Source organism: Bacillus sp. H1a (assembly GCF_000633475.1).
GTDB lineage: Bacteria > Bacillota > Bacilli > Bacillales > Bacillaceae_G > Bacillus_A > Bacillus_A paramycoides.
The window spans coordinates 23,296-42,127 of record NZ_AYMH01000013.1 but is presented as its reverse complement, the minus strand read 5'-3'; the positions used below and the strand labels follow the sequence as shown (position 1 = coordinate 42,127).

The window sequence follows — 18,832 nt, the reverse complement described above, 5'->3', positions numbered from 1 at the left end:
AAATTCATAGAAATTAAACCTTTTCTTTATTTTTTATTCATTTCTATTCAATATATTACTTTTAATTATAATTTTTCACATTAAATCACAATACTCAATTACAAAAGTTAATGAACTAATTTCCTATTAACTCCATTTATAATTCTTTCATGCCTACTAACACTTGACTATCAAGCTTTTTCGCAGCTCGAAGATCATATGTTTTTTCATATGCTGGTTCTGTAGCAAGTTTCGCTCCATAAAACATAACATCACGAACTTCTTGCACATTTACTTCTATTACAGTTAATTTCAGAGGAATCCCTTCCATTCTATCTGTTAAAATTTCACCTTCACCACTTATGGAAAATACGGATTCATTCGCCATTATAGTCAAAACCACCCCTGCATTATGCCGCATATTTTCCACAATACGTGAGCGTTGATCTACCGCAAATCGAATACTAGTTTCACTCACTGCATATACCCAAGAAATAGCACTTACGTTAGGCATTTGTTTTTCGAAATCTGTCGTTGCTATCATAACGATACATTCTTTACGTAACGATTGTACTAAATCATCTGTCAATGTAGGCTCTACTACATTCGCCATATTTCCACCTCCAAATATTCTTTCTATATCCTTATCATAACTTATTTTTCGAATTGCGAAAATATTATTTTTTCCGGCTATTATTCAAAAACATTATGCTTCCATGATATACTTATACTGATAGAATTCGTATTGAGGTGACGAAATGAGAGTCAAATGTATGATTTGTGATAAAAAAGATATGTTAGATGACGAAAATCCTATGGCAAAAAAACTGCGTAATCGCCCTATTCATACATATATGTGCATGGAATGTACGAAACGAATTGCAGATCGTACTATGGAGCGCCATGCAAGTGGTAATTTCCGATTATATCGTGATAAAAAAGTAGAAGACGATTGGTAAATCGTAAATAAGTCCTTAATCATATAGATAAGGACTTATTTGTATTTTTCTGGTTCACGATTCATCTGATCCAAAAAACAATCAATTGCTTCTACTGGAAATCTTGCACACCTCATTTCCCCATCAATTTCATATGTAATCAAATACATTTCCTCGTTCTTTTCAACTTCTACATTTCTTAATTTATGCTCTTCATATATCATATTTTGAAATAATAAATACGTTTCTTGTGCGGCATTATCATCTGGGCGCGCTTCCGCAACCGTTTTAATTGTTAACCAATTATATAGTGCATCTTGTACTGAGCGCATGGAAGTCCCCCTTTTCACCCTGCTTTTTGTTGTCTAGCTTGACGTAAACGCAGTTTATAAATTCCAAGTACAATTGCCGCCACAACGAGCCCTTCTCCAACAGGTAAAAAAACTGCAAAGAAAGTTAATACCGTGCATCCAATTGCTAAAGATGTATATATCACTATATTTTTCAGTACCGATAGTTTCCTTGCGAATCCTAAATTATATACAAGTGCACTTAATATAATAATTGTTCCATAAAGCAACCACATCCCTAGTTCTGGATTTTCATCGACTTTGCACAATTTCGCGAAAAATGACATTCTTTCTAACACTACCTTTCACCCCTTCTCATGAAAACAAATTCTCTTTATGTACTTAATACTAGATTAACCCGCAAAAAAATTACTGTCTACAAAAAGAGTAAATATTCTAAAAAAATAAACAAAATAAAAACAGCTACCTTTATAAAAGGTAGCTGTTCTATTATTTTACGCTTCAACAGATTTCTTTTTCTTAGCAGCTCTTTCGCGCTCGCTCTTATCAAGAATCTTTTTACGTAAACGAATTGATTCTGGAGTTACTTCACAGAACTCGTCATCGTTTAAGTACTCTAATGACTCTTCTAAAGTCATTAAGCGTGGTTTTTTCATTGTTGAAGTTTGATCTTTCGTTGCAGAACGAATGTTAGTTTGTTGTTTCATTTTTACAACGTTAACTGTTAAATCATTCTCACGTGTATGTTCTCCAACGATCATACCAGCATATACTTCTGTACCTGGTTCAACGAAGATTACACCGCGATCTTCAACTTGCATAATACCGTATTGTGATGCTTTTCCTGTTTCAAGTGAAACTAGAACACCTTGACGACGTCCACCAACTTGTCCAGCATGTACTGGTTGGTAACAATCGAATGTATGGTTTAAAATACCGTAACCACGAGTTAATGTTAAGAATTCTGTTGTGTAACCAATTAAACCACGTGCTGGAACCATGAAAGTAAGGCGAACTTGACCGTTTCCGTTATTCACCATATCTAACATTTCACCTTTACGTGCACCCATAGATTCCATAATAGAACCTGTGTATTCTTCAGGTACATCGATTTGTACGCGCTCTACAGGCTCACATCTCACGCCATCAACATCTTTAATAATTACTTCAGGCTTAGATACTTGTAGTTCATAACCTTCACGACGCATATTTTCAATTAAGATAGATAGATGTAATTCCCCACGTCCAGATACGATCCATGCATCAGGAGAATCTGTATTATCTACACGTAAACTTACATCTGTTTCTAATTGTGAACGAAGACGCTCTTCAATTTTACGAGATGTAATGTATTTACCTTCACGACCTGCAAATGGACTGTTATTTACAAGGAATGTCATTTGTAGTGTTGGCTCATCAATACGTAATAATGGTAAAGCCTCTTCATGCTCAACCGGACATACCGTTTCACCTACGTTAATGTCTTCCATACCTGAAACAGCTACTAAATCTCCAGCTTTTGCTTCTTCAATTTCTTGACGTTTTAATCCAATGTAACCAAATAATTTAGTTACACGGAATTGTTTTACACTTCCGTCAACCTTCATTAATGCAACTTGTTGTCCTACTTTCATTGTACCACGGAATACGCGTCCAACCCCGATACGACCAACATAGTCGTTGTAATCAAGAAGTGCTACTTGGAATTGAAGTGGCTCTTCGCTATTATCAATTGGTGCTGGAATATGTTCAACGATTGTGTCAAATAATGATTTCATATTCTCTTCTTGGTTTGCTGGATTTGAATCTAAGCTTGCTGTTCCGTTCATTGCTGATGCAAATACAACTGGGAACTCTAATTGATCTTCGTTTGCACCAAGTTCGATGAATAAGTCGACTACTTCATCAACTACTTCATCAGGGCGAGCGAAGTCACGGTCAATTTTGTTTACAACAACGATTGGCGTTAAATTTTGCTCAAGAGCTTTCTTTAAAACAAATCGTGTTTGTGGCATACAACCTTCATATGCATCAACAACAAGTAGAACACCATCAACCATTTTCATGATACGTTCTACTTCTCCACCGAAGTCAGCGTGACCAGGTGTATCTAAAATGTTAATTCTTTTATCTTCATAGTGAATCGCAGTATTCTTCGCTAAAATTGTAATACCACGTTCTCTTTCTAGATCATTTGAGTCCATTGCGCGTTCTTCAATGTGTTCATTCGCACGGAACGTCCCCGCTTGACGTAATAACTGGTCAACAAGTGTTGTTTTACCATGGTCAACGTGGGCAATAATTGCTATATTTCGTAAATCTTGTCGTTTTTTCAACATGTCCAACTCCTAATGTCTTTTTAATCCTTCTCTATTATAAGAGCGAAGGGGATACAATGGCAATCAAAATAAAATCAAGAATGAAAATATAGTTGTATTCTTACTTTTGTGAAAGTAAAATGAGATTGGAGGGTGAAGAAATGGAACACATTCAATATCGCTTTTTATTAACAGCAATTATCGGTGTTATCTTCTTAATTGGTATCGGAATTATGATTGCTGAAAATAGTCCCATCGGCATTATTATTTGCATTATCGGCACATTTGTTACAGTTGGATACGGTTTTGTAACAAAAAGAAAAATGCGTAAATCGCAATAACATTAAAAAGTAAGAAGCTCCTTTATGCCTCTTACTTTTTTTGTTACTGAGATACAAGTGGGAATAATTCTTCGTATACCCCTGGTTTTGCAACTAACACGCTGCTTTTCTCTACAATGGAAAGAGGCGTTCCTAAAAACGTTGTCACTTTACCGCCAACTTCTTCTACAATAATCTGTCCCCCGCCAAAATCCCACGGCGATAAGCGCGGTGTTACATATGCATCTAATCTTCCCGTTGCAACATATACCATTTCTAACGCTGCACAACCATAAGACCTCGTACCTCTCGCTTTCTTAACGAGCCTCATCATTTTTTCCATATTAAGTAATGGGTTTTCGGTAAGCCATACCGCATTTAGAGCTATAATTCCCTGTTCTACTGTTCCTTCTTCCAGCGGAGGAATAGATAAATCATTACAAAAAGCGCCATTTCCCTTTACCGCATGATACAATTCGTCATGAACTGGATCATAAATAAGACCAATCTTTCCAATACCGTTCTCATAAATCCCAATTGAGATTGCGAAATTCCTTTTTTGATGAACAAAGTTCATCGTGCCGTCAATTGGATCAATTAACCAAACAACCCCATTAGAAGAAGTAATCTCATCTCCGTAGCCCTCTTCTCCTAAAATATTATGAGCCGGGAATGTTTCTTTAATTTTCCCAATTAAAAACTGCTCCGTTTCTCGATCCATGTTCGTTACTAAATCAGCTGCATTGGATTTTGTTTCTATAATAAGTGCTTTTTTCAGTGAAGCCATTAAACGTTCTCCCGCTTCTCGAATCCACTGTTTCGCGTGTGTATCGATGTCTTTCCATACCTCTTGCATGTTTAAACACTCCGATCTATACTGTTCACAGAAAAAACGAACCCTTTATAAGGTTCGCACCAACTAATTTTTTATACATATACTATTATTACGCTTCTAAACGAATCATTTCAAGTCTTAACACTTCTAATTTTTGTACGCACTCTTCTTTTTTCTGTTTGTCGTTCTCCATCATCGCATCATATAAAGTTGCTAATTCATAATCTAGCTCCAAACGTAGCACCGGAATTCTTTTTTCAGCATCTGTTCTCTTTAACGCATTAATCACCTGTCTCATTTTTTTGCCTCCTCCCAATATTCGTCTGCCCTCGGACTAGAATTGATTCAATTTTCTGATTTTTTGTTTTATACTATACTATGTTGGATAAATCATCTATGCAACAAAATTATATTTTTTTATTTAAATTTTTTTGTGCTGTTTTTTTTATGAATAGTACAAGCTATGCTAAAATTAAAACAAAATAGGAGTTGGAGGAACAATCATGACACTACAAACATTCACATCAACTGATTTTGAAGTCTTTACTGTTGATGGTCTTGAAGAACGAATGAGCGCAATTAAAACGAATATTCATCCTAAGCTAGAAGCTTTAGGGGAACAGTTTGCAGAATATTTATCACAACAAACTGATGAAAACTTTTTCTACCATGTAGCAAAACATGCACGCCGCAAAGTCAATCCACCAAACGATACTTGGGTTGCTTTTTCAACAAATAAACGTGGATATAAAATGTTACCACACTTTCAAATTGGTTTATGGGGTACTCATGCCTTCATATACTTTGGTTTAATCTATGAGTGTCCACAAAAAGTGGAGACGGCTCACGCCTTCTTAGAACATTTAAATGATTTAAAAACAAATATTCCAAATGACTTCGTTTGGTCCATTGACCATACTAAACCAGGTGTAAAATTACATGAAACGCTTGAAACGGAAGACTTACAAAAGATGATTGAACGTTTAGCTACTGTGAAAAAAGCAGAATTATTAGTCGGTATTCATATATCACCAGAGGAGTTTTCAGCAATGACCAACGAACAATTCCTTGCTAAGATTGAATCTACGATGCAATCACTCCTTCCTTTATATGCACTTTGTAATCGATAGCAGAAAACGGACAATTTATATTGTCCGTTTTTAGTTGTTATCACATTATAGCACTTTGTATTTTATTTTTCAAAATTTTTTTACATTTTTACAATCTTTTGTTCCGCTACTTCTTTTGCTTTTTGAATCGCACGATATATAGAATATCCACTTACTTCTTGAAATTCTTTATCTATTTTTTTCTCCGCTGCCTTCGATGGCACAATCTCTTTAAAACGACGATATAATTCCATCAAATCTTCTCTCAAAACTCCTTTTTCATATACCTTTTCAATCGCTTCATAAAACTTTACAACTGCTACCATTTCTTCATTTGACCAATCGTAGTCAAGTGGATATTGATATTCCATTTTTGCACCTCATTCAGTATTCTTTCTTTTTCCATTATGCTACCTTTAAGAGAAACTTTTATTCTTCACTATAGCCACTCTGCATTATACACCATTTATCCATTTCAATGGAATTGTCTTCCTCTTTGCGGTATTTTAAATATAACTATTAAACATACTCACCTTGAAAATGAATTTTTTCTATACATCTATAATTATTGGTGATATAATGCTTTTGTTTTATAGAAAATAAAGTGAGACTACCATCCCCAAAAAGGCTTTTGTGAATGGCAGAAAAACAAGTCACGTTCTAAAAGTATGTCATCTTAATTTCCTTTTAGAATGAGATGAAATCATATAAAACAAACTCTAATAAATATTACAAAGAAGAAGGGGTGTATAGATTGTCCCAATACGAAACACCATTGTTTACCGCTTTAGTTGAGCACAGTAAGCGAAATCCAATTCAATTCCATATTCCTGGTCATAAAAAAGGACAAGGCATGGATCCTACATTTCGCGAATTTATTGGGCATAATGCATTAGCAATTGATTTAATTAATATTGCGCCGCTCGATGATTTACATCATCCAAAGGGTATGATTAAAGAAGCACAGGATTTAGCAGCCGCTGCTTTCGGTGCAGATCATACATTCTTTTCTATTCAAGGTACAAGTGGTGCAATTATGACAATGGTGATGAGCGTTTGCGGTCCTGGGGATAAAATCCTCGTGCCACGAAATGTGCATAAATCAGTAATGTCAGCTATTATTTTCTCAGGTGCAAAACCAATTTTCATGCATCCTGAGATTGATCCGAAGCTCGGTATTTCACATGGGATTACAATTCAATCTGTCAAAAAGGCTCTTGAAGAGCACTCAGATGCGAAAGGTTTACTTGTTATAAATCCAACATATTTTGGGTTTGCTGCAGACTTAGAGCAGATTGTAGAATTAGCTCATTCTTACGATATTCCTGTACTTGTTGATGAAGCTCACGGTGTTCATATCCATTTTCATGATGAACTGCCGATGTCTGCTATGCAAGCGGGTGCAGATATGGCAGCAACAAGTGTTCACAAATTAGGAGGGTCTTTAACCCAAAGCTCTATTCTTAATGTAAAAGAGGGTCTTGTTAACGTAAAACATGTTCAATCCATTATTAGCATGCTTACGACTACATCAACTTCTTACATTTTGTTAGCATCACTTGATGTTGCTAGAAAACGTCTTGCTACAGAAGGAAAAGCTCTCATAGAACAAACAATACAATTAGCTGAACATGTTCGTGATGCTATAAATGTTATTGAGCATCTTTATTGTCCTGGAAAAGAGATGCTAGGCACAGATGCTACTTTTAACTATGATCCTACAAAGATAATTGTATCTGTAAAAGATTTAGGTATTACAGGCCATCAGGCTGAAGTATGGCTTAGAGAACATTTCAACATTGAAGTCGAACTCTCTGATTTATATAATATACTTTGTCTTGTCACTTTTGGTGATACAGAAAGTGAAACAAATATACTTATTAGAGCATTACAAGATTTAGCAGCAACATTTAGAAATAGAGCGGATAAAGGTGTTCAAGTACAAGTAGAAATACCCGAAATACCTGTGCTAGCACTTTCTCCTAGAGATGCTTTTTATTCAGAAACGGAAGTCATTCCATTTGAAAACGCAGCAGGTCGTATTATAGCTGATTTTGTTATGGTTTATCCGCCAGGGATTCCAATCTTTACTCCGGGGGAAATTATTACACAAGAAAACTTAGAGTATATTCGTAAAAATTTAGAAGCTGGGTTACCTGTACAAGGCCCAGAAGATATGACATTACAAACATTACGTGTTATTAAAGAATACAAGCCTATCAGTTGATAGGCTTTTCTTTCACCTTTTTTTCTTTTCCTCATACGATACTAAAGAATGTAACGTATAGGTGGGGATACCATTATGATTGTGATAGGCCGTTCTATTGTACACCCTTATATCACAAATGAATATGAGCCATTTGCAGCTGAGAAACAACAAATTTTATCCATAATGGCGGGAAATCAAGAAGTTTATTCCTTCCGAACAGCTGATGAACTCAGCTTTGATCTTAATTTACGAGTTAATATCATTACTTCCGCGCTAGAACTTTTTCAAAGTGGCTTTCAGTTTCGTACATTTCAACAATCTTTTTGCAACCCTCAGTTTTGGGAAAGAACATCACTTGGAGGGTTTCAACTACTTCCAAACGTACCACCCTCTATTGCCATCCAAGATATTTTTAAAAATGGAAAACTATATGGAACTGAATGCGCCACCGCAATGATTATCATTTTTTACAAAGCATTACTAGCATTATATGAGGAAGAAACTTTCAACCGTCTATTCGCGAACCTTTTACTTTATACATGGGACTACGATCGCGACTTAAAGCTCATAACAAAAACAAGTGGCGATATCGTTCCAGGTGACCTCGTTTACTTTAAAAACCCACAAGTGAATCCAGCTACGATTGAGTGGCAAGGAGAAAACACAATTTATCTAGGAAATTCCTTTTTTTACGGACATGGTGTAGGCGTAAAAACGAAAGAGGAAATTATTTATTCATTAAATGAACGAAGGATTCCTTACGCTTTTATTTCAGCTTATTTGACCGATTTTATTACTCGTATTGATAGTCGTATTATGAGTCACTACACTTCTCCTAACACGCCACAAACAGCAATAGGATTTATCCCTATTAGAGATGATGCAATCGTTGCAACAGTTGGACATACAACTACAATCTATTAAAAAAACGCCTACACAAGTAGGCGTTTTCTCTTATCATTAAGCTTTTGTATGTTCTTTATGGTCACATTCGCAATGAGATCCACACTTCCCATAAAGTACTGTTGATTTTTCATCTTCAAAATGTGCGATTGTTCCTTCACAAACTTGGCATACGATTGTTCCCATTTTCATGTCCCCCTGAGTTTTAAGAATAATCTACTTATATATGATTAAGCTTTCGCATTGTCTCTACTAGCACAGTCACAATTTGATCCACACTTCCCATAAAGTACTGTCGTTTTCTCATCCTCAAAATGTGCGATTGTTCCTTCGCAAACTTGACATACGATTGTTCCCATTTTTCATTTCCCCCTAAGTTTATGGTCCTAAAAACTTTTAGCTGTCCATTTCCTATCAATTATTGGGCTTTTGTATGCTCTGTGTGATCACATCCGCAAGATCCACATTTTCCGTAAAGTACCGTTACTTTCTCATCCTCGAAGTGTGCAATTGTACCTTCACAATCTTGACATACGATTGTTCCCATTTTTCATTTCCCCCTAAGTTTATAATCCCAAAAACTTTTGTAACCGCTTAACTTTCTGTCTTTATTTTAATATGTTATACTTTTTACGTCAATAGGTTTTTAGTATAACACATTAAATATTTTTAATTTTAATTAGTATGCGATATTAACATGAAAAAACAGCCATATCCATACGTACGACTGTTTCTCATTAATTATTCTTCATACTCCGCATGTAAAGATGTAGACGGAACAAGAAATTTAAAAAACTGAGCTACCTCCTCGGCTTCCTCTTCCGATCCTAACTTAAAAGTTTCTTGTATATATTGAACATTCTCCACATCATCTTGTCCAAGCAAAGTCGATCTTCCTGTTTGCATGCAAACAATGAGTGGCTTTCCAAAAAACATATTTGTATAAATAACTCCAAAATCATAGCGTGTATCATGCGTCATAAACCCTAAAAATCGTACCTTCACACTTTCATGCTCATCATACAATTTTTCAAACATTAGTTTCCACCTTTCTAAGTAACACTTCCTACTCATAAATATATTAAACAAAAAAAGTAATACTCCTTTTAATTGTCAAAAAATTCAGTAGGATGTAGAATTATATTATTCTACTAAGCTAGGGGGAATTTATATGCAACATGCCTTTATCACACTTGTACCTAAATCCAATAAACAATCTGTTTCAATAGAAGATGTAAAACACCTTTTTCATTACTATAAAACCATCACCTCCAAGACTGGTGATCAAATTAATTATACTTATACAAATACAGCTTTTCCTTATGAAATATTAGATACATCAGCAACAACATTAAAACTTCAATCTAGTCACGATCGATATGATTCAATTTATGTTGGAATCGGGATAGAAAATGAACAATCTTTCATTCAGATTTCTTTACCCACTACAGCAACATTCGGTGATAAAGGAAAAGCAAACGAATTTAGCCGTTTTCTAGCGAAGAAATTAGAAGGAGAGTTACAATTATTTAATGGAAGAACAATGTATTTCTATAAACGCTAACTTAAAAAATCGATAATATGATAAAAAAAAGTATACAATTTGAACACGTAAGAAATAGAGCCCGTTTCCTGACGTGTAATACAAAACATGCTATCACATACGCTAAATAAAGAAATACGAAAAAGAGAATTACTTTGTAATGGAATTTATCTCCATTTGATAATGATAATACAATGAAAAAACCACTCCATAGTAGAAAATGATAAAATATAACATGTAATATTTTCATGGAACCTTCTCCTTTGACATGCTCTATTTTATTAATATATGGGGTTAAATTTGAATCAATTACATATTATACGAGGGCATATATACCACTTTTAAAGTAACATATGTTTTAACAGTTCATTAAAGTATTATATATTCATTCGACAAGTACATATAAAGACCTTGCAACTCATTTTATGGAAATAAAAATAACCCATCTCTTAAAATAAGAGATGGGTTATTTACATTACTTAAATTATTTTACAATGTGAATTGGCATTCCAAGAGCAACTTCAGCTGCTTCCATTGTGATTTCACCTAATGTTGGGTGAGCATGGATTGTTTGAGCGATATCTTCCGCTGTCATTCCAGCTTCGATAGCTAAACCAATCTCAGAGATAATATCAGAAGCGCCTGCACCTGCAACTTGTGCACCTACAAGAAGACCATCTTCTTTACGTGTTACAAGTTGTAAGAAACCGTCAGTGCTGTTTAATGATAACGCACGACCGTTTGCAGCGAATGGGAACTTAGATACAGTTACTGCCATTCCTGCTTCTTCAGCTTGTTTCTTAGTGTAACCAACAGATGCTAATTCTGGATCAGTGAAGCATACTGCAGGAATTCCGATGTAATCGATTGCTGATGCATGGCCACTAATTGCTTCAACAGCTACTTTACCTTCGTAAGAAGCTTTGTGAGCTAATGGTGGTCCAGGAACGATATCACCGATTGCATAGATGTTTGAAATATTTGTACGGCATTGCTCATCGATTTCGATGATACCGCGGTCAGTCATTTTAACTCCAACTTGCTCAAGACCGATTTCTTGAGTATTTGGACGACGACCTACAGTTACTAATACGTAATCTGCTTCTACAGTTTTTACTTCACCGTTAACTTCGAAGCTAACTGTTACGCCAGTTTCTGTTTCTTCAACGCCTTTAGCCATAGCTTTTGTATGGATATTTACGTTGCCTTTTTTCTGAAGGGCACGCTTAACAACAGAGCTCATTGCTTTTTCAAAACCAGCTAAGATTTCGTCGCCAGCTTCTACTACAGTAACTTCTGTACCGAAGTTAGCATATGCAGTTCCTAATTCCATACCGATATAACCGCCGCCGATTACAACAAGTTTTTTAGGAATTTCAGGTAAGCTTAATGCACCCGTAGAGTTGATAACACGTTTAGAGTATTTGAATCCAGGAATTTCGATTGGTGTAGAACCAGTTGCAAGAACAGCATTTTTAAACGTATAAGTTTGAGCTGCATCTTCAGTCATTACGCGTAATGTGTTAGCATCTACGAAGTAAGCTTCACCGCGAATGATTTCAACTTTGTTACCTTTAAGAAGGCCTTCAACACCGCCAGTTAATTTCTTAACTACGCCGTTTTTCCATTCTTGAACTTTTGTAAAGTCAACTTTTACGTTCTCTGCAGTGATACCCATGTCATCAGAATGCATTGCATTCTCATAACGATGACCTGCATTGATTAACGCTTTTGAAGGAATACATCCAACGTTTAAGCATACGCCACCAAGGTTAGCTTTTTCAATAATTGCTACCTTTTGACCTAATTGTGCTGCACGAATTGCCGCAACGTATCCACCAGGACCTGCACCAACAACGACTGTATCTAATTCAATTGGGAAATCTCCTACTACCATTGTTATTACGCCTCCATTACTAATAATTGTGGGTCATTCAATAAACGTTTAATTTGGTTTAATGCTTTTTGAGCAGTTGCGCCGTCAATTAAACGATGGTCAAAGCTTAGAGATAATGCTAATACTGGAGCTGCAACGATTTCACCGTTTTTCACAACTGGTTTCTCAGCGATACGGCCGATACCAAGGATTGCTACTTCTGGGTGATTGATAACTGGAGTGAACCATTGTCCACCTGCAGAACCAATGTTTGTAATTGTGCAAGAAGCACCTTTCATTTCAGTTGGAGCTAAACGACCTTCACGTGCTTTACCAGCAAGTTCATTGATCTCGTTAGAGATAGTGAAGATAGATTTACGATCTGTATCTTTAACAACTGGTACTAATAGACCTTTGTCTGTATCAGCTGCGATACCGATGTTGAAGTAATGTTTATGAACGATTTCTTGAGAAGCATCGTCTAAAGCAGTATTCAACATTGGGAATTCACGTAATGCAGATGTTAAAGCTTTTACAACGTATGGAAGGTAAGTTAATTTAATACCTTTGTCAGCTGCAACAGCTTTGAACTTCTTACGGTGAGCAACAAGTTCTGTTACATCTACTTCATCCATTAATGTTACGTGAGGAGCTGTATGCTTAGAGTTAACCATTGCTTTCGCAATTGCTTTACGGATACCACTCATTTTCTCACGAGTTTCTGGATATTCACCAGCTGGGATTGGTTGTGCTTTTGGTGCTTCTTCTTTCGCTGCTGCTGCTGGAGTAGCTTCTACTGCTGCTGGAGCCTCAGTTGCTGCTACAGTTTGTCCACCATTTGCAAATGCATCGATGTCAGCTTTCACAACGCGGCCGTTCTTACCAGAACCAGCTACTTTATGAATGTCTACACCTTTTTCACGAGCATATTTACGAACAGATGGCATAGCGATTACGCGCTCATTTACTACTTCTGCAGTTGCTGCTGGAGTAGCTTCCGCTGCTGGAGCTTCTACTGCTGCTTCTTCAGCTTTTGGAGCTGCATCATGATCGTCACCTTTAAATTTAAGGTTTTCGTATCCAGGAGCATCAAATTTAATTAATGTATCTCCTACAATTGCAACTGTTCCTTCTTCTACAAGTACTTCAAGTACTTTACCTTTAACAGGAGAAGGGATTTCTACTACTGCTTTATCATTTTGCACTTCAAGAAGTACATCGTCTTCATTTACTTCATCGCCTGGTTTAATAAACCATTTTACGATTTCACCTTCGTGGATACCTTCACCGATATCTGGTAGTTTAAATTCAAATGCCACGGAATTCAGCCCCCTGATTCATTTCATTATTATAGAATATGTACAAAAGAAACCAGCATGTGCTGATTTCTCTTGCACATGAAAAGCTAAAAATTAGAAGTTCATTACTTTGTTAACAGCTTCAACAATATCTTTATGGTTTGGTAACCATACGCTCTCAGCTTGAGAGAATGGGAATACTGTATCAGCAGCTGCAACACGTACAACTGGAGCTTCTAAGTTTAAGATTGCACGGTCATTAATTTCCGCTACAATGTTAGCTGCAATACCAGCTTGTTTTTGAGCTTCTTGAACTACAACTACGCGGCCTGTTTTTTCAACAGAAGCGATAATTGTTTCGATATCTAATGGTTGAACTGTACGTAAGTCAACAACCTCTAAAGAGATACCTTCTTTTTCAAGTTCTTCAGCAGCTTTTAATGCAGCGTGAACCATAGCACCATAAGCGATAACAGATACATCTGTACCTTCACGTTTGATATCAGCTTTACCTAAATCAATTGTGTATTCGCCTTCTGGTACATCTTGACGGAATGAACGGTACAATTTCATATGCTCTAAGTAGATAACTGGATCGTTGTCACGAATCGCAGAGATTAAAAGACCTTTTGCATCGTATGGAGTAGATGGAATAACAACTTTTAGACCAGGTTGTTGAGCCACTAATCCTTCTAAGCTATCAGCATGTAGTTCAGGAGTATGAACACCACCACCGAATGGAGAGCGAACTGTTACTGGAGCAGTCCAACGTCCACCAGAACGGTAACGCATACGAGCTAATTGACCAGAAATTGAATCCATTACTTCATAAACGAAACCGAAGAATTGGATTTCTGGAACTGGACGGAATCCTTCAAGTGCAAGTCCAACTGCAAGTCCACCAATACCAGACTCTGCAAGTGGAGTATCCATTACACGATCTTCACCGAATTCAGCTTGTAAACCTTCAGTAGCACGGAATACACCGCCGTTTACACCAACGTCTTCACCAAACACAAGTACGTTAGGGTCATTTTTCATTTCAACGCGTAAAGCATCAGTGATTGCTTGAATCATTGTCATTTGAGCCATGGCTTACTTCGACTCCTTTTCTTTGTAAATTTCATATTGTTCAGCTAAGTTGTAAGGCATTTTTTCGTACATGATTTCCATTAGATCAGTAACTTTTTGTTTTGGAGCTTGGTCAGCCTTAGCAATTGCTTGTTTGATATCTTCTTTTGCTTCTTCGATTACTTTCTCTTCTACTTCTTGAGACCATAGGCCTTTGTTTTCTAAGAAAGCACGGAAACGTACGATTGGATCTTTTTGTTCCCATTCGTTTTCGATGTCTTTTGTACGGTAACGAGTTGGGTCATCACCAGCCATTGTATGTGGACCGTAACGGAATGTTAAAGTCTCGATTAAAGTAGGACCTTCACCATTTACTGCGCGCTCACGAGCGAAAGCAGTTGCTGCGTATACAGCTAGTGGATCCATACCGTCTACTTGAATTCCGTAAATACCTGCTGCTACTGCTTTTTGTGCTACAGTTTTAGCTGCAGATTGCTTTTCTACTGGAGTAGAGATTGCATAACGGTTGTTTTGAACAACGAAGATTGCTGGAGCTTTGAATGCGCCCGCAAAGTTCATACCTTCGTAGAAGTCACCTTGTGAAGCACCACCGTCACCAGTGTAAGTAATTGCAACAGATTTTTTACCACGTAATTTCATACCTAACGCAACACCAGCAGTTTGGATGATTTGCGCACCGATGATAATTTGCGGAGCAAGTGCATTTACATTCTCAGGCATTTGGTTACCCATGAAATGTCCACGAGAGAATAAGAATGCTTGGTATAATGGTAAACCATGCCATACTAATTGTGGAACATCACGATATCCTGGTAAGATGAAATCTTCTGCTTCAAGTGCGAAATGACTTGCTAATTGAGAAGCCTCTTGTCCAGCTGTTGGTGCGTAGAAACCTAAACGTCCTTGACGGTTTAAAGAAATAGAACGTTGATCTAGTACGCGAGTATACACCATACGGCGCATTAATTCTTTTAATTGATCATCAGATAATTCAGGCATAGCTGCTTCATTCACAACTTCGCCTTTTTCATTTAAAATTTGTAATGTTTCAAATTGAGCTGCGATAGCTTTCATTTGCTCATCAACATTAAATAGGGTCTTTTTTGTTTTAGTACCCATTCCGTTCACCTCTTCCTCTCTTGAACCATATTCTGAAACGCTTTCACTATCTATTAGCTAGACTGAAAACGCAACAATGTAAACCAACAAATTTGTCTGTCGGTTGAGAATAATTTTGTGTACCTAACAATCTGTACTAATGTTTTTTCAGAAACATATTAATACAATCTTGATCACGTTTTTTAGTTTACAACTATTCTAATTACGATGTCAATTACTTTGAATACGTTTTTTTATAAATAATATGCAGGTTTCCTCTACACAAACGTGTTTTTATTTTTCACATCTGTATTAGTAAGCATTAACCTACTGTTATATTATTCCCTTTTTAGCTTGTTTTTGCTCTTAGAATAATATGTAAACGATTTAATTCTTCTTAGTTTTTCTCTCTTCCCAATAAAAATATGCAAACTCTTCTCCCTTTTCTAGGTGAACACCCATACATTCCTTACTGCTACTCCATACATTAAAGTAACCGCAGTATTAGCGGGAAATGATAAAGGAGGTCATCTCATGTACGGATACTCATATTGCTATCCAACGACTTGTTCATATCCTTCCTACGGTTATGGCGGTTCTTGCGGCGGATCTGGGTGCGGCTTCGCATTAATCGTTGTGTTGTTTATCCTTTTAATTATCGTTGGTGCTGCTTGCATTCGCTAATGTAAAATGAAACAACTATGGAAAGAAACAGACGGCTTTGCCGTCTTTTCTTTTTATTATGTACATAACTTATCTATAGAAGATTTGTTTCCAAGTAGCCCTACCTTACTTGCCAATGACTTTTTTTATCTCCTTTGGTAGACTAAAGAAGAAAGGAGAGATTACATATGCTTACAATGAATGATGTAATTCGCGAAGGAAATCCTATTTTGCGAGAAGTCGCAGAAGAAGTTTCATTACCAGCAAGCGAAGAAGATACAAATACCCTTAAAGAAATGATCGAATTTGTAATAAATAGCCAAGACCCTGAAATGGCTGAAAAATATAATTTACGCCCTGGAATAGGATTAGCAGCTCCGCAAATCGGTGTTTCAAAGAAAATGATCGCTGTTCATGTGACCGATACAAATGATACGTTATATAGTTACGCATTATTTAATCCAAAAATTATTAGTCATTCTGTTGAACGTACACATTTACCAAGTGGTGAAGGGTGTCTATCTGTAGACCGTGAAGTACCTGGTTATGTTCCTCGTTACACAAGGATTACGGTGAGAGCCACAACTATTAACGGTGAAGACGTAAAACTACGATTAAAAGGGTTACCGGCAATTGTATTCCAACATGAAATCGACCATTTAAATGGTGTTATGTTCTATGACCATATTAATAAAGACAATCCATTTGCAGCTCCTGATGATTCAAAACCTCTAGAGCGATAAGTAAAAAGGCGGAAGATTTAACTTCCGCCTTTTTACTTATATGAAATGGGTTCCATATCCACTTACAACAACCCAGCCCATTTCAACCCATGATAAATACCGTCTTCACTAACATCTTTTGTCACATAATTAGCTAGTTTTTTCAAGTCCTCATGACCATTCCCCATCACAATTCCTGTTCCTACTGCTTCAATCATTTCTAAATCATTTAATCCGTCCCCAAATGCATATACTTGTTCACGGTTAAACCCTAATTTCTCAATAAATTTCTCAATTCCTTTTGCCTTAGAGCCACCATTAGGAATAATATCCATTGAATATGCATGCCAACGTATAAAATGAAAATCCGGATACTGATGAATAAACTTTTCTTCTTCATTTACTTCACAAAAAAGAAGCGTTTGATATATATCGCGTTCCTCATAAAACTCAGGCTCATATGCTGGATGCTTAAAGTGTAAGCTCCCAAACCCCTCTTTCACATAATCATGATATTCTACTGTCGCTTTCAGTTCTTGATGATCAAGATATACAAGGGGATATCCTTCTTGTTTTGCAAACTCAGTAAACTTATGTAGAGCAGCTGGATGTAATGGATTGTTAAATATCACCTCATCTTCAAACACAACGTACTGTCCATTAAAACTGACATAGTTATGAATATTAAGTTCCTTCCGAATATCTTCAAACATAAATGGAGCACGTCCTGTCGCAATCGCTACATGCACTCCTTTTTCTTGTAAATGTCGTACTGCATCTCGTGTAGATTGCGGAATTTTTTTATCATGATCTAATAATGTTCCATCAATATCAAAAAAGACAATTTTATCATTCATTTGTCAAAATCCTTTCTGGCACTCTATATTCCTATTTTGGTTATCACTTTTCAAATTCCAAAAAAAAGTATAACATATTAAACATCTGTGAAGAAAGCGTTCACTTTCTGACCTTATTTATGGAATACGCATATAATATTAGTAAAAAATGTGGATACTTGTTCGGATGAATTTTCTCTTCCATTCTTTCTCATACTATAGCTATAACTAACGGCTACTAATCGTTACTACAAGATAACTTACACTGTACTTGAAAGGACAAGATTCATAATTCACTTCTACTCTTCTTTCTTGTACGGAGGGCGAAGTTATCACTAGTAATATGCATGTTTCAAATAAGGAAAGGAAGGAGTAATCATGCTGAAGAAGCTGAAGAAAAAGCTCAAGCGTTATTTAAATGATCTAGTCCGTAAAAAGACAATCGCTTAAATTGTGCCCATTTCGGGCTTTTTCTTCATTCTCATTCGAAAAAACATGAAAATCGTGACTGTTTGCTTTATAATAAGTAACAGATAATGCAAAACATAGACAAGGAGAGGTTTTCCAAATGATTTTTAAAGTATTTTATCAAGAAAAATTAACTGAGGTCCCAGTACGTGAAAATACAAAAGTTTTATATTTAGAGGCTACGTCTGAAAAGGATGTTCGTACAAAATTACAGAAGTTCGCATATAATATCGAGTTTGTTCAGTCTGTTACTGGCGCTCATCTTGAATATGAAAAACAAAACGCTGATTTAACATTAGCGGAGATTGTATAGT

General features: G+C 36.2%; 26 protein-coding genes. 9 read left to right on the top strand and 17 right to left on the bottom strand.

The features are described from left to right. Positions 1–136: 136 nt before the first annotated feature. Positions 137–592, bottom strand: coding sequence for a pyridoxamine 5'-phosphate oxidase family protein (locus U860_RS0105915; RefSeq protein ID WP_025147753.1), 456 nt, complete (start codon positions 590–592; stop codon positions 137–139). A 145-nt stretch (positions 593–737) separates the two neighbouring features. On the opposite strand from U860_RS0105915, the gene U860_RS0105910 reads away from it, so the two are divergent. Further along, positions 738–938, top strand: a complete 201-nt coding sequence (locus U860_RS0105910) for a YlaI family protein (RefSeq protein WP_025147752.1) — start codon at positions 738–740, stop codon at positions 936–938. Positions 939–973: 35 nt separating this feature from the next. Here U860_RS0105910 and U860_RS0105905 read toward each other — a convergent pair whose 3' ends face one another. From U860_RS0105905 to typA, 3 genes are all read right to left on the bottom strand, one after another. After that, a complete protein-coding gene (locus U860_RS0105905; protein ID WP_025147751.1) occupies positions 974–1,249 on the bottom strand; it encodes a hypothetical protein in 276 nt (91 codons plus the stop codon). A gap of 14 nt (positions 1,250–1,263) precedes the next feature. Beyond that, positions 1,264–1,566 carry a YlaH-like family protein gene (locus U860_RS0105900; protein ID WP_025147750.1) on the bottom strand — a complete coding sequence of 101 codons (303 nt, stop codon included), beginning with the start codon at positions 1,564–1,566 and terminating at the stop codon, positions 1,264–1,266. A 156-nt stretch (positions 1,567–1,722) separates the two neighbouring features. Next, complete coding sequence (typA, locus tag U860_RS0105895) at positions 1,723–3,567, bottom strand: translational GTPase TypA (protein ID WP_025147749.1); 1,845 nt, start codon at positions 3,565–3,567, stop codon at positions 1,723–1,725. 140 nt (positions 3,568–3,707) lie between these two features. On the opposite strand from typA, the gene U860_RS0105890 reads away from it, so the two are divergent. After that, positions 3,708–3,887, top strand: a complete 180-nt coding sequence (locus U860_RS0105890; RefSeq protein WP_000400127.1) for a DUF5325 family protein — start codon at positions 3,708–3,710, stop codon at positions 3,885–3,887. A 43-nt stretch (positions 3,888–3,930) separates the two neighbouring features. Here U860_RS0105890 and U860_RS0105885 read toward each other — a convergent pair whose 3' ends face one another. Then, entirely contained in the window at positions 3,931–4,722 is a 792-nt protein-coding gene (locus U860_RS0105885) for an inositol monophosphatase family protein (RefSeq protein ID WP_025147748.1), read from the bottom strand. 88 nt (positions 4,723–4,810) lie between these two features. Further along, positions 4,811–4,999, bottom strand: coding sequence for a hypothetical protein (locus U860_RS0105880; protein ID WP_001250168.1), 189 nt, complete (start codon positions 4,997–4,999; stop codon positions 4,811–4,813). A 205-nt stretch (positions 5,000–5,204) separates the two neighbouring features. Between U860_RS0105880 and U860_RS0105875 the strand changes: the two genes are divergently transcribed. Beyond that, positions 5,205–5,831 carry a DUF1054 domain-containing protein gene (locus U860_RS0105875; protein WP_002173202.1) on the top strand — a complete coding sequence of 209 codons (627 nt, stop codon included), beginning with the start codon at positions 5,205–5,207 and terminating at the stop codon, positions 5,829–5,831. Between the two features lie 80 nt (positions 5,832–5,911). Here the strand turns inward: U860_RS0105875 and U860_RS0105870 are convergent, their stop codons facing one another. After that, on the bottom strand, positions 5,912–6,181 hold the full coding sequence (locus U860_RS0105870) for a UPF0223 family protein (protein ID WP_025147747.1): 270 nt from the start codon (positions 6,179–6,181) through the stop codon (positions 5,912–5,914). Positions 6,182–6,564: 383 nt separating this feature from the next. Between U860_RS0105870 and speA the strand changes: the two genes are divergently transcribed. Both speA and U860_RS0105860 read left to right on the top strand, forming a co-directional pair. Next, positions 6,565–8,037: an arginine decarboxylase gene (gene speA / locus U860_RS0105865; RefSeq protein ID WP_025147746.1), complete on the top strand. Its 1,473-nt coding sequence runs from the start codon at positions 6,565–6,567 to the stop codon at positions 8,035–8,037. Positions 8,038–8,112: 75 nt separating this feature from the next. Continuing rightward, positions 8,113–8,943: a protein-glutamine gamma-glutamyltransferase gene (locus tag U860_RS0105860; RefSeq protein WP_025147745.1), complete on the top strand. Its 831-nt coding sequence runs from the start codon at positions 8,113–8,115 to the stop codon at positions 8,941–8,943. A 36-nt stretch (positions 8,944–8,979) separates the two neighbouring features. On the opposite strand, the gene U860_RS0105855 is transcribed toward U860_RS0105860, so the two are convergent. The 4 genes from U860_RS0105855 to U860_RS0105840 form a co-directional block, all read right to left on the bottom strand. Then, a complete protein-coding gene (locus U860_RS0105855) occupies positions 8,980–9,108 on the bottom strand; it encodes a GapA-binding peptide SR1P (RefSeq protein WP_000536785.1) in 129 nt (42 codons plus the stop codon). Positions 9,109–9,152: 44 nt separating this feature from the next. Beyond that, the gene (locus U860_RS0105850; protein WP_002173207.1) at positions 9,153–9,281 is read right to left on the bottom strand and encodes a GapA-binding peptide SR1P; all 129 of its coding nucleotides are present in this window, start codon (positions 9,279–9,281) and stop codon (positions 9,153–9,155) included. Positions 9,282–9,340: 59 nt separating this feature from the next. Then, positions 9,341–9,469, bottom strand: coding sequence for a GapA-binding peptide SR1P (locus tag U860_RS0105845; protein ID WP_000536778.1), 129 nt, complete (start codon positions 9,467–9,469; stop codon positions 9,341–9,343). A 194-nt stretch (positions 9,470–9,663) separates the two neighbouring features. Next, the gene (locus U860_RS0105840; protein ID WP_025147744.1) at positions 9,664–9,960 is read right to left on the bottom strand and encodes a DUF3055 domain-containing protein; all 297 of its coding nucleotides are present in this window, start codon (positions 9,958–9,960) and stop codon (positions 9,664–9,666) included. Between the two features lie 133 nt (positions 9,961–10,093). On the opposite strand from U860_RS0105840, the gene U860_RS0105835 reads away from it, so the two are divergent. Then, entirely contained in the window at positions 10,094–10,486 is a 393-nt protein-coding gene (locus tag U860_RS0105835; protein WP_025147743.1) for a DUF1885 family protein, read from the top strand. A 1-nt stretch (position 10,487) separates the two neighbouring features. Here U860_RS0105835 and U860_RS32830 read toward each other — a convergent pair whose 3' ends face one another. The 5 genes from U860_RS32830 to pdhA form a co-directional block, all read right to left on the bottom strand. Next, positions 10,488–10,715 (bottom strand): hypothetical protein, encoded by a 228-nt coding sequence (locus tag U860_RS32830; RefSeq protein ID WP_081806621.1) that lies wholly within the window; start codon positions 10,713–10,715, stop codon positions 10,488–10,490. A 234-nt stretch (positions 10,716–10,949) separates the two neighbouring features. After that, entirely contained in the window at positions 10,950–12,362 is a 1,413-nt protein-coding gene (gene lpdA, locus U860_RS0105830; RefSeq protein WP_025147742.1) for a dihydrolipoyl dehydrogenase, read from the bottom strand. A gap of 5 nt (positions 12,363–12,367) precedes the next feature. Continuing rightward, positions 12,368–13,660, bottom strand: coding sequence for a pyruvate dehydrogenase complex dihydrolipoyllysine-residue acetyltransferase (gene pdhC, locus U860_RS0105825; protein WP_025147741.1), 1,293 nt, complete (start codon positions 13,658–13,660; stop codon positions 12,368–12,370). A 93-nt stretch (positions 13,661–13,753) separates the two neighbouring features. After that, entirely contained in the window at positions 13,754–14,731 is a 978-nt protein-coding gene (gene pdhB / locus U860_RS0105820; RefSeq protein WP_025147740.1) for a pyruvate dehydrogenase complex E1 component subunit beta, read from the bottom strand. Between the two features lie 3 nt (positions 14,732–14,734). After that, positions 14,735–15,850 carry a pyruvate dehydrogenase E1 component subunit alpha gene (pdhA, locus tag U860_RS0105815; RefSeq protein ID WP_000536893.1) on the bottom strand — a complete coding sequence of 372 codons (1,116 nt, stop codon included), beginning with the start codon at positions 15,848–15,850 and terminating at the stop codon, positions 14,735–14,737. Between the two features lie 513 nt (positions 15,851–16,363). Between pdhA and U860_RS0105810 the strand changes: the two genes are divergently transcribed. Continuing rightward, positions 16,364–16,513 (top strand): YjcZ family sporulation protein, encoded by a 150-nt coding sequence (locus U860_RS0105810; RefSeq protein WP_025147739.1) that lies wholly within the window; start codon positions 16,364–16,366, stop codon positions 16,511–16,513. 167 nt (positions 16,514–16,680) lie between these two features. Next, on the top strand, positions 16,681–17,235 hold the full coding sequence (gene def / locus U860_RS0105805; RefSeq protein WP_025147738.1) for a peptide deformylase: 555 nt from the start codon (positions 16,681–16,683) through the stop codon (positions 17,233–17,235). A gap of 62 nt (positions 17,236–17,297) precedes the next feature. Here the strand turns inward: def and U860_RS0105800 are convergent, their stop codons facing one another. Further along, positions 17,298–18,071 carry a Cof-type HAD-IIB family hydrolase gene (locus tag U860_RS0105800; RefSeq protein WP_025147737.1) on the bottom strand — a complete coding sequence of 258 codons (774 nt, stop codon included), beginning with the start codon at positions 18,069–18,071 and terminating at the stop codon, positions 17,298–17,300. A 547-nt stretch (positions 18,072–18,618) separates the two neighbouring features. On the opposite strand from U860_RS0105800, the gene U860_RS0105795 reads away from it, so the two are divergent. Then, complete coding sequence (locus U860_RS0105795; protein WP_025147736.1) at positions 18,619–18,831, top strand: DNA-dependent RNA polymerase subunit epsilon; 213 nt, start codon at positions 18,619–18,621, stop codon at positions 18,829–18,831. The last annotated feature ends 1 nt before the right edge of the window (position 18,832 follow it).